This window comes from Planctomycetaceae bacterium, assembly GCA_039680605.1.
GTDB lineage: Bacteria > Planctomycetota > Phycisphaerae > SM23-33 > SM23-33 > JAJFUU01.
The window spans coordinates 150,883-161,544 of the sequence record JBDKTA010000008.1 but is presented as its reverse complement, the minus strand read 5'-3'; the positions used below and the strand labels follow the sequence as shown (position 1 = coordinate 161,544).

The 10,662-nt window shown below is 67.4% G+C and carries 8 protein-coding genes; all 8 read right to left on the bottom strand.

Features of this window, described 5'->3' with window-relative positions; translation table 11 throughout:
* Positions 1-302: 302 nt before the first annotated feature.
* Positions 303-1,961 (bottom strand): tetratricopeptide repeat protein, encoded by a 1,659-nt coding sequence (locus ABFD92_02715; GenBank protein ID MEN6503428.1) that lies wholly within the window; start codon positions 1,959-1,961, stop codon positions 303-305.
* Between the two features lie 15 nt (positions 1,962-1,976).
* Positions 1,977-3,218 carry a tetratricopeptide repeat protein gene (locus ABFD92_02710; GenBank protein MEN6503427.1) on the bottom strand — a complete coding sequence of 414 codons (1,242 nt, stop codon included), beginning with the start codon at positions 3,216-3,218 and terminating at the stop codon, positions 1,977-1,979.
* 90 nt (positions 3,219-3,308) lie between these two features.
* A complete protein-coding gene (locus ABFD92_02705) occupies positions 3,309-3,986 on the bottom strand; it encodes a sugar transferase (GenBank protein ID MEN6503426.1) in 678 nt (225 codons plus the stop codon).
* Positions 3,987-3,993: 7 nt separating this feature from the next.
* Positions 3,994-5,097, bottom strand: a complete 1,104-nt coding sequence (locus tag ABFD92_02700) for a glycosyltransferase family 4 protein (protein MEN6503425.1) — start codon at positions 5,095-5,097, stop codon at positions 3,994-3,996.
* Positions 5,082-6,272 (bottom strand): glycosyltransferase family 4 protein, encoded by a 1,191-nt coding sequence (locus tag ABFD92_02695; GenBank protein ID MEN6503424.1) that lies wholly within the window; start codon positions 6,270-6,272, stop codon positions 5,082-5,084. Before ABFD92_02695 ends, ABFD92_02700 begins: the two co-directional genes overlap by 16 nt.
* Before the next feature lies 1 nt (position 6,273).
* Positions 6,274-7,323, bottom strand: coding sequence for a radical SAM/SPASM domain-containing protein (locus ABFD92_02690; protein MEN6503423.1), 1,050 nt, complete (start codon positions 7,321-7,323; stop codon positions 6,274-6,276).
* Between the two features lie 10 nt (positions 7,324-7,333).
* On the bottom strand, positions 7,334-8,770 hold the full coding sequence (locus ABFD92_02685) for a radical SAM protein (GenBank protein ID MEN6503422.1): 1,437 nt from the start codon (positions 8,768-8,770) through the stop codon (positions 7,334-7,336).
* Positions 8,770-10,662 carry an asparagine synthase (glutamine-hydrolyzing) gene (asnB, locus tag ABFD92_02680; GenBank protein MEN6503421.1) on the bottom strand — a complete coding sequence of 631 codons (1,893 nt, stop codon included), beginning with the start codon at positions 10,660-10,662 and terminating at the stop codon, positions 8,770-8,772. The genes ABFD92_02685 and asnB overlap by 1 nt, the downstream gene beginning before the upstream one ends.

Below are 10,662 nucleotides of genomic sequence, written 5' to 3'. Positions count from 1 at the left end.
ATTTTCCTCATTCAGGACACCTGGTTTATGTGAAATCGGCAGGATTATGCTCCCACGCGCCGGTCGGCAAGCGGCAGGCGCTTCCCCGCAAACCGCTGTGAAAAGTACAACAAAGTGCAAGGAAGTGGAATTGTGGTAGAGCGTGTGCCACTTTCGGGGCTGGCAAAGACTTTGCGACACAGAGGCGCAGAGAAAACAGGGACGGGAAGGCTTCTTAAGTCTTCCTCTTAATGTTGCTTTTCTCTGTTTTCTCTGCGTCTCTGTGTCGCATATTCCCCGGCTTCTGCCTGCATTGTTGCATATCAGACGGATCGGTGTTTGCAGGCCTGATGAATCTTCCAGAGGCTGCGCCAGGTGGCCGCGGCGCGGTCCATGAGGCCCATGTTCTGCAGCGCCAGGGCCAGCGAGGCTCGGATCTGCTCGTTGTCGCCGGCGGTTTCGCTGGCGGTGTTCAGGTGCGCGACGGCCTGGTCAAACATGCGGCGGTCGGTGTACAGCAGCCCGAGGCGATAGTGCAGGTCGACGTACTGGGGTTTGATGTCCAGCGCCTGCTTGAAGGTCGCGATGGCCTCATCGACATGGCCGAGTTCCTCCTGGCAGATGCCCAGCTTGATGATCGCCTGGATGTAAGCGGGGTTGATCTCGACGGCCTTGGCGAACTGCTCCATGGCGTCGGCGGTGCGGTTCTCTGCCCGCAGCAGCACGCCGTAGCGATAGCGGACATCGGCGTGCTGGGGCTGGCGCAGGACTTCCTCGGCGTGGCGCTCGATCTGCTTGTGCAGCAGATCGTCGTTGTCCAGTTGCACGCCGGCCGCCGGGTCGTCCTGCGGGGCGTCGAAGGCCTTGAGGTATTCGTCGGCCAGGGCGGCCTTGAGCTGGAGTCGCGCGGTCTCGGACAGCAGTAGCGTCGAGTTGGGTTCGACGGCGGCGGCGAGGTCGAAGCTGTTCATGGCCTCGGACTTCTGCCCGGCGGCCAGTTGGGCCACGCCCATTCCGATGTAGTTGATCATGACGTTGTCGTTGAGCTCGGAGGCCTGGTGGAAGTATTCGGCGGCCTGGTCCCATCGTCCGAAGACCAGGTGGTGCGTGCCGAGCTTGACGAGGGCTTCGAGGTAATCGCCCTGGATGTCCAGCGCGGTCTGGTAGTACTTCAGGGCCGGCTCGTCGTCGCCGATCTGGCTGTACAAGTCAGCCAGGCGCACGTGCAGGTCGGCGAAGGCGCCTTGGGCCTCGATCATCTCGTGGAGGCGGTCGATGGCCTGGCGCACCTGCCCGTCGGCGACGAGCGTCTCGACCTGGTCGTCCATCAGGGCCCAGTTCTCGGGCTCCATGGTGATGGCGATCTGGAACTCCTCGATGGCCTCCTTGTAGCGTCCGGCGCGATGGTACAGATGGGCCAGGGTCGAGCGGATCCACGTCTCCTGCGGCTGCGATTTCTCCATCACCCGATACTGCTCGATGGCCTCGTCCAGGTTGTCGCAGGCGGTGGCGATGGCCGCCAGTCGCTGGCGGGCCTGCAAGGCCTCGCCGTCGGCGGCGATGACGTCGCGGTAGTACTGTGCGGCCTCCTGGGGGCGGCGGGCCTTTTCGAGGCAGAACGCGATGGCGAACAGGATGGGCGTTTCGCCGCCCTTGAGCGTGTTGGCGATCTTCAGGTGCTCCAGGGCCCGGTCGATCTGGCCGTGCTCTTCATACGCCGCGGCCAGGCCCACGCGGGCGGCCAGGTAGTCGCTCTTGTATCGGCACGCCAGCGTGAGGTGCTCGATGGCGGCCTCGACATCCATGCCGCGCAGGCTCGCCAGGCCCAGGCGGCACTGGGCGTCGGGCCATTGCGGGTGCTGGCGGCATTGCTCTTGGAGTTCGTGCATGCTCTGGCGCGGCGCGGACCAGAAGTACCGGTCCAGCACGTCGCCGATTTCGCAGTCGAGCCCTTTGCCCAGCAGTTCCAGCAGATAACTCATCTCAGACCTCGTGACTCAGGCGGCGCGTCTGGCGGCCGCCGGCGTGTAGTGCGGGTTCAGTTTCAAAGCGGTTGTCGCATGTTCTGCGGCCTCTTGGGGCTGGCCGAGACTCTTGAGCAAGCCCGCCAGGCGGAAGTGCAGGTCGGGCCAATTGCCTCCGGCGTTGATGGCCTGCTGGAGGCTCGCTGCCGCCGCGGTCGCGTCGCCGGCGCCTTCGAGCAGTTCGGCCAGCAGGAGCCAGGCCTGGACGTAGCGGGGGTTAATCGCGATGCAGCGGCGGGCGTGGCTCATGGCCTGATCGATGCGATGGATCCTCGCGTGGATGCGTGCCTGGTAATAGTGGAGGTCGGCGTAGCTCTCGTGCCGCGCCAGGGCGATACCCATCACGTCGGCCAGCATGGCGAAGAGGTCCTCGTCGATGTCACTGGGCGGCAGCGACAGCAGCGCCACCAGGTAGTCCGGTTCGGCGACCAGGTACGCCGCCAGTTGCCCCGCCGCGGTGGGACTGACCGGGATGCTCGGTTCGGGCAGGCGCAGGAAGACCTGGTATCCGCCCTGCATGGCCGAGCGGACAACGAGGGGAAGTTGAAACGCCAGCGTCAGATCGGCCGGGTCCAGCTCGTACGCCCGCTGGAAACTCCGCAGCGCCGCCTGCACCTGCCCCAAGGCCGCGGCGACCATCCCCAGCCGGTAGTGCGCCTGGGCGTTGGAGCAGTCGAGTTCAACGGCGTGGGCGATAGCCTTGCGGGCGGCGGCGTAGTCGCCTTCCGCGGCGTGGAACAGGCCCAACTGTATCAGCAGCCCAGCGTCGTCGGCGAACAGGCGCACCGCCTGGTGCATCGTCATGTAGGCGTCGCAGCGCCGCCCGGCCCGCCATTGGGCCAGCGCAAGCCGGCGATGCTGCGCCGGGTCGTCCTGCCTTGCCTCGTGCTGGCACTCGACCGCCGCCATGCATTGGTCATGTCGGCCGGTTCGCGCGTAGAGGCACGCCAGGTGCTCGGCCAGGTCGGCGCGGTTGTCCATGATGACGGCCGCGGCGCGGAGGTGCTTCTCGGCGGCGGAATAGTCGCCTGCCTTCAGGGCCTCGATCCCCATCGCCCGCAGCGCCATGCCTTCGTAGAAGGTGCCGACCTTTCCCAGGAGGTCGCCGCGTCCCTGCAGGCGCGACAACTCGTCGGCCGCGGCGGCGTATTGCTGCCTGTGGTAAAGGCTCAGACCGTTGGTATAGGTCCCCAGTTGGCTCTCTCGCTCGGGCACGCCAAATCCTCCATCCGATACATCGGCACGAGAGGGCGGCGGGTCAAATAAAGGGGCAAAACGGATGGGACAGGCCGGCGGCGATGGCGATCAATACGCCCCTTGGCCCGAGAGAACCACCGGAAGGGTCTGGATCATGATCAGCGCATCGAGCAGCAGGCTGCGATGCTGGACGTAGTACTGGTCCAGGCTCATCCACTGGGCGAAGGACAGGTCGCTGCGGCCTGAAATCTGCCACAGGCACGTCAGCCCGGGTTTGACCGCCAGGCGGATGCGCTCGGGCCCCTGGATTTTCAAGGACTCGGGCATCCACAGCGGTCGCGGACCCACCAGCGACATGTGCCCGGCCAGGACGTTGAAGAGCTGGGGCAGTTCGTCGATGGAGCTTCTTCGCAGCAGTCGCCCCAGCGGCGTGAGGCGCGGGTCATCGGAGATCTTGAAGACCGGTCCGTCCTTCTCGTTGCGATGGCCCAGGAAGGTGCGGTCGTCTTCGGCGCCGACTCGCATCGTGCGGAACTTGTACATCGTGAAGGGCAGCTCGCCCCGCCCCGCGCGCGTCTGGCGGAATACGACCGGGCCGCGAGAGGTGATCTTCACCAGCAGCGCCGCGATCAGCATCAGCGGGGCCGTCAGAATCAGCAGCAGCGTCCCCAGCACCACGTCGGTGGCCCGCTTGGCGATGTCGTAAACGAAATTTTCCGGCAGGGCCGGCGCGGGCCGCTGAGCCAGCGCGTCCAGAGAAACCTGAGTATCGAGTACCGCGGCCATAACGAGCTCACTTGCATCGGAACATCGCACGGTCGTACAGCGATTCCATTCGCCTGGCGACGGCCGCCCACGACATCTCGTCTCTGACAAGACGCTGGGCGCTGAACCCTCTGCTTTGTCGCATCCCTGCTCCAGATATACATCGGCTGATCTGGTGTGACAAATCAGCATAATCGTCAAGACTAAAATATAGCGCCTTGTCCCCCAAAAAACAAGCGTTTTCTGCCGTTGCGGCTGCCAAAATGCATTTTCCGAACGCGGCGGCCTCCAAAAGCACCAGCGACATGCCCTCAAGAGCGCTGGGGTGGACGACAAAACCGGCATTGTCGTATAACTGGACCAGGTCGTCGCCAAATTGCGGACCCAGGAACTTGACGCCCGGCCCGGCCAGTTCGCGGCACCTTCGGCCGAACCGGTCGTCGGGCACTTCGCCGGCCACCGCAAGGGGCCACTGCCCGCCGGCTTCGTTCCAGGCCCTGATCAGCAGGTCGAGGCGTTTCTCGGGAACGACGCGTCCGACATAGAGCCCGTACGCGTCGCGCGTCAGACCCATCGCCTCGACGCGGTCGCTTCCGACGGGCTGCTGCGGCGACGGCGGCGCGGCATTGGGCACATACAGCACCTCGCGGGCAAACTTCTGCGACAGCTCCTGCGCCAACGGCTGTGACACGCACGTGACGACCCTGGCCATTCGCATGCCCATCCACAGCCCACCGCGCAAGGCCCACCGCGCGGGCAGAGACCACTTGTCGCGCCGCCAGTCCGGCGCGTGAACGGTCAGGACCATGGGCAGCCGCCCCATCGCCGCCAGCGGGCTCCACAGCGCCGGCCCGGGGGAGTGAACGTGAACCACATCCACGCCGCGCCGCAGCACGTCGACAAACGCCGTCGCCGTGTGCGTCAGAGCATCCAGATGCTTTCCCCGCAGCCCCGAGGTGATAATGCGCCGCCCGGGCCCGTCGTAGGCGGACGTGCCGACGTAGTGGCGGCGGCTGTACACGAGCACCTCATGCCCTGCCGCCGTCAGCTCTGCCGTCAGCGCCTCCACCACCCGCTCGACGCCGCCCTCGCGGGCCGGAACGCCGCGGGAACCTATCATTGCGATGCGCATCGTCGGGCCGCCTCATCAAAGAGCTCTTCAAGCCGTCGCACGGTCGCCGACTCGTCGTGCCAGTCGCGCAGCCGCTGGGCCGCCGCGACGCCCATCTGCCGCCGCTGCTGGGGGTGAGCCAGCACGTCCTTGACCACCTCGACCAATGCCGCCGCGTCGCTTGAGCGATACAGCCGCCCCGTCTGACCGTCCTGCACCCATTCCCGCAACGAGGGTTGATCGGGCACGATGACGCACTTGCCCGCGCGCATGGCCTCGAGCATGCTCATCGGGCTGTTCTCCATGCACCGGCTGGTCACCACCAGCGCCGCCGCCCGGGCCAGGTGCGAACCCAGCGCGTCGTGGCCGACGTCGCCCAGGAACGTGACGTTGCCAATGCAGCGGCGTGCGGCCATCTGCCGCAACGGCTGCTCGGTGGGCCCTTGCCCAGCCAGCACGACGCGAAGCCGGGGCATGGCGGCCGCCAGGTCGATCAGCAGTTCGTTGCCCTTTTCGTCGCTGAGGCGTCCGACATAGAGAACGCTGCCGTTCTCTTCGACGTCCGGCGGCAAAGCGATCTGGCTGACGAGGTTTCGCAGCACGACGGTCTTATCGCGCGGCAGGCCCGCGGCCACCATCGTGCGCCGCATGAACTGCGTGGGGCAGATGAACACGTCGACGCCCCGCTGGTAGCGCCGCGTCAGGCGCTGCAGGTAGCATTCGATCGCCAGCGCCAAGCCGCGCAGCCCCGCGCAGCGCGGGCTGGCGGCGTGATAGAACCGGTTGGGCAGGCAGCGCTGACAGAGCCCGTCCTTTCGCATGAAATGCTTGGTCGGGCAGGCCAGGCGGTAGTCGGCCAGCCGCATCACCACGCCCACGCCGCGGCGCCGCAGGACCGGCAGAATCGCCGGCGTCAGGTGATGGTAGATGTTCTGCAGGAACGCCACGTCGATCTTCTGCCGCCCCAGCATCGCGTCAAGCTTCTGTGCCGCTTCGCGATTATGCACCAGGCGCGGCAGGTCGGCGGCTTTCTCGAAGTCGTGAAACGCCGGCATGTCGGCCGCACCGCCCGGGCGGACGCAGCCGAAGCGGAAGACCTCGTGCCCGCGCCCGCGCAGCAGCGCCTCGGCCAGGCGCAGGTACGTGCCCACGCCTCCGAAGGCATCATAGAATTTATCCACCAGCAGGATTCGCATGTCAGTCTTTGCCGTCGAGCCGCAGACGCCGCAAGTGGGCGCGCAGCTTGTTGAGGGCGATCCACCCCAGCACCGCCAGCGGGCGGCGCCGGTATTCGCTGCGGGCGGTGCAGATCATCCAGCAGTTCTCGGGGCAGGCCGCCGCGGCGCGACGGGCCTCGTGTGCGTCGCCGCCGTGCCAGATCGTCTGCCAGTCCTGCCGGCAGAGGTTGCCCATCGCCCGCCCGTCAACCGAGCAGTGATAGACCGTGCCGTCGGCCTGGAGGAAGAAGAAGTCTCGCCCGGCGGCACACTTGACGCGCCACGCCCGCCCCGCCAGGTAGTGATACGTGAAGCAGGCGAAGTGCGCCCGCAGCCATTGCTTGGGCCGCCATGATCGCAGCCATCGCTGCGTCAACTGCGCGAACGCCCCCACCAGCCAGTCCGGGATCTGCTCGTCGCCCAGGTCGCTGACGCCCAGGTGCGTGCGGGCCTTGTGGGCGGCCACCACGCCCAGTTCCAGGTCGTGCTCCGCCGCCAGGGCCGCCACGTCCAGCAGTTGGTCAAGGTTCGAGCTGGATAGCGTCATCCCCAGCCGCAGCCCGCGGAACCCCGCCTCGGTCAGGCCGCCGATGAGCTGCATCGCCGCGTCAAAGGCGCCGCTGACGCCGCGGACGTTGTCGTGGGCCTCGCCCAGACCGTCGAGGCTGACCGCCAGGCGGATGGACGGGTCGATGAAGCGGATTTCCTCCATCGCCGTCAGGATGCGATCGACCATCCAGGCGTTGGTCGAGATGGTGATCTGCGCGTGCGGGCAGCGCTGGCGCAGTTCATCGACGAACTGCGGCAGGTCCGGTCTCAGGAACGGTTCGCCGCCGGAGAGGTTGATCGTACGCAGGCCGCGCGGCAGGCGGCGCATGTCGGCCGGCGTCAGTGCGTCCGCGGCGGTGCTCTGCCACACCTTGCACATCGAACATTGCGCGTTGCATCGGTGGGTCACGGCAATGACCGCGTCCGTCGGTCCCTGCGCGGGATGAGGCCGCGTCGCCTCGGCCTGTTGTGCTTGCGTCATGATCAGGTCCTCAGACTTTGAACGCCATCCGCCGCAGCCACCGCTTCAGCGGCGTCCGCGCCGCCAACACGTCCACCAGCGGCGGGCAAAGCCGCATCGCCGCCGCCAGCACGCTTGCGGCTGGAATCTTCACCCACCGCGGCAGCGGAAAGAACGTCCGGAACCGCTGCAGGTACAGAAAGGCCCGCAGCCGCCGGTACACCCGCCGCATCGCCGCGTCGGTCATGTGCGTCGGACGAATGCTCGGCCGCTGGGTATATCCATCGGCCTGCTCGTAGTCGTCCCGCAGCAGATTCGCGGCCGCCGCCCGCTCGTACAATGCCGTTGCCGGGTAGGGATAGAAATAGAATACCGCGCCGGCGCTGGGCTTGACGCGGCAATTCAACTCGTACGTGCGCCAGGCCATCTCGGGGGTTTCGGTCGGCAGGGCGATCATGTTGTACGCGTAGGTTGCCAGGCCATGGCGGTGCAGCGTCGCGAAAGCGGCGATGATCTGCTCGTTGGAGATCCGCTTGCCCAGCACCTCCTCCCGCAGCGACGGGTCCCCCGATTCGATGCCGATGTCGACCGAGACGCATCCGGCCGCGGCGAGCTGGCGGGCCAGTTCGTCGCTGACCATGTCGGCGCGGCAGTTGCATTCGAACGGCAGATTCACCGCGGCGCGGTACAGGTCCAGAAACTCCCCGCGCCAGCGCGCGTTGAGCAGCAGCAGGTCGTCTTCGAAGCGGATCGACCGCGCGGCGTACCGCCGGGCCAGTTCGGCCGTCATCGCCGCGGCGGAAGGCGGCGTGCGAAACCGCACGTACGACTGCGGCGGATCGAAGTCCTTGCGCAGCGCCTCGTTGCAGCAGAACGCGCAGGCGAACGGGCAACCGCGGGAGACCACCACCGACAGCCGACCGCCCAGGTCGTGGACGATGCGAGGCATGTCGAAGTCGTCGTAGCACGGCTGCGGCAGGGCGTCCAGGTCGCAGGGGTCGTCGGCACGGCTGCTGATGAACCGCTCGCCGTCGAAGTAGCAGCAGCCTTTGACGCCTCGCCCGTCGCCGCCGGCGGCCAGCGCGTCCAGCCATGCCGGGAGGAACCGCTCTGCCTCGCCGCGGCAGGCGCAGGTGACGCCCTCGACCGAGGCGGCCTCGCGCGGGGCCAGCGTCGCGTGAACGCCCCCCACCACGATCGGCTTGCCCGTCGCCCGGGCAAGAATCGGCGCCAGGCGCCGCACGTGCTTGAACTGATTGGTCATGGCCGAGAAGCCGTACGCGTCGGCTGCGTCCGTGGCCACCGCGGCGAGGAATTCCTCCTGGCCGACGGCGCGGGACAGATGCGTCAGGCGAACCTGGTGCCCCGCCGATCGCACAGCGGCGATCAGCGACGCCAGTCCGTGATGAGCGCCGGGATAGAACCCTGTGTCGATGTCCAGGTAGATCAGATGGATGGCTGCGCCCATCAGCGTCCCGCCTCGGCCGCCGGCACGGCCACGTTCCAGCGCCGGCGCCACAGCTCGAACATGGTCAGGGCGAACAGCCGCCACGTGTGGTCGTAGCCGCGATGCTGCTGGTCGATCATCTTGGCGATGAACGCGCGGTCGAAGAGTGAAGGCTCCGCCTGGCGGAGCGGTTCTTCCATGGCCTGGCGCCACGCGCCGGCGAACCACTGCGCCACCGGCGGCGTGAAACCCTGCTTGCGGTCGAGGTCCAGCCCGCGCGGCAGCAGGCGGCGAGCGAGCAGTCGCGGGAGGATCTTGCCCGCGGCGGTCGTAGCCCGCAAGCGGTCGGGAACGCGGGTGAAGGCGAACTCGATCAGCTCTCGCGACAACAGCGGGCAGCGCACCTCCAGCGACGTGAGCATGCTCGCGCGATCGATCTTCACCAGGATGTCGTCGGGCAAGTAGCTCAGAAAATCGCCCGCGGTCACTTTCTGCAGCGGCGTGGCAAATCGCTCGCCCAGGGCGGCGCGGCAGATTTCGGGGGCGCCCCAATCGGCAATCTGCCCAGCCGCGCCTCCCAGAAGACGCCGGCGATAATGCACATCCCAATACACCGGCAGTTGCGCCATGCCCTCGTCCGCCTCGGCGGCCAGGGCGAGCAGACCGTTGCGCCGCAGACGCCCTGCCGGAATGCACCGCACGGCCATGGCGCCCAGCGCGCGCCGCACGGGACCGGGCAGGATCGCCCGCAGCCGCTCCAAACGCAGCGTCGCGCGATGAGCCTGGTACCCGCCGAAGAGCTCGTCGCCCCCGTCGCCGCCCAGGGCCACCGTCGCGTGGCGGCGGATCTCGCACGAGACCAGGTATGTCGGAATCATCGACGCGTCGCCCATCGGCTCGTCGAACTGCTCGGCCATTCGCTCCAGCAGATCGACCGACGCCTCGGCGGCCGCCAGCTCCGTGTGCCGCGTGCCGAAGTGCTCAGCCACCTGGCGGGCGTAAGGCCCCTCGTCGTGCGCGCCGTGACCGGGGAAGGTGACGGTGAAGGTCCGCAGCCCCGGCCCGGTCACTTCGGCGGCGGCTGCGGTTACCAGGCTCGAATCGATCCCGCCCGAGAGCAGCACGCCGACGGGAACGTCCGCGACCAGTCGCGACCGGACCGAACGCCGCAGCAGTTCGTGCAGTTCCTCGACGAGCGCTTCGGGGTCGGCGGCGGCGGGGGCGGGGCCGGCGGGCAATTGCCAGTACGGCCAGACCTCCATCCGGTCTTCCCGCAAGTCGTACGTCATCGCGCATCCGGCGGGCAGCTTATTGACGCCCTCGAGCACGCACCGCGAGCCGGGGATGTGCCCGTACGCGAGGTAGTGGTTCAACGCGTCGATGTTCAGCCGGCGCGGAAACGCCGGGTGGGCCATCAAGGCCTTGAGCTCGGAAGCGAACCACAGCACGCCGTCGGCATGGCGGTAGAACAGCGGCTTCTCGCCCGCGCGGTCGCGGGCCAGCAGCAGGCGCTGCCTCGGCCGGTCGTACAGGCAGAATGCGAACATGCCCTCCAGCCGCTCCAGGCATGACGGTCCCCACGCGCGGTAGGCCTCGATGATCACTTCGGTGTCGCTTCCGGAGCGGAAGGCGTGGCCCAGGGCGATCAGTTCGCTGCGCAGGGCCTGGAAGTTGTAGATCTCGCCGTTGAAGACCAGCACTAATTCGCCCGCCGCGTCGGTCATCGGCTGATGGCCCAGCGGCGTCAGGTCGATCACCGCCAGGCGGCGATGACCGAGCATTATCGGCCCGCCGTCAAGCGGCCAGACGCCCGCGTCGTCAGGCCCGCGATGGGCCATCGTGTCGCGCATGGCGATAAGCTCTGATGTGCTGACAGGCCAGCGGAGCGATGCAATGCCGACGATGCCGCACAT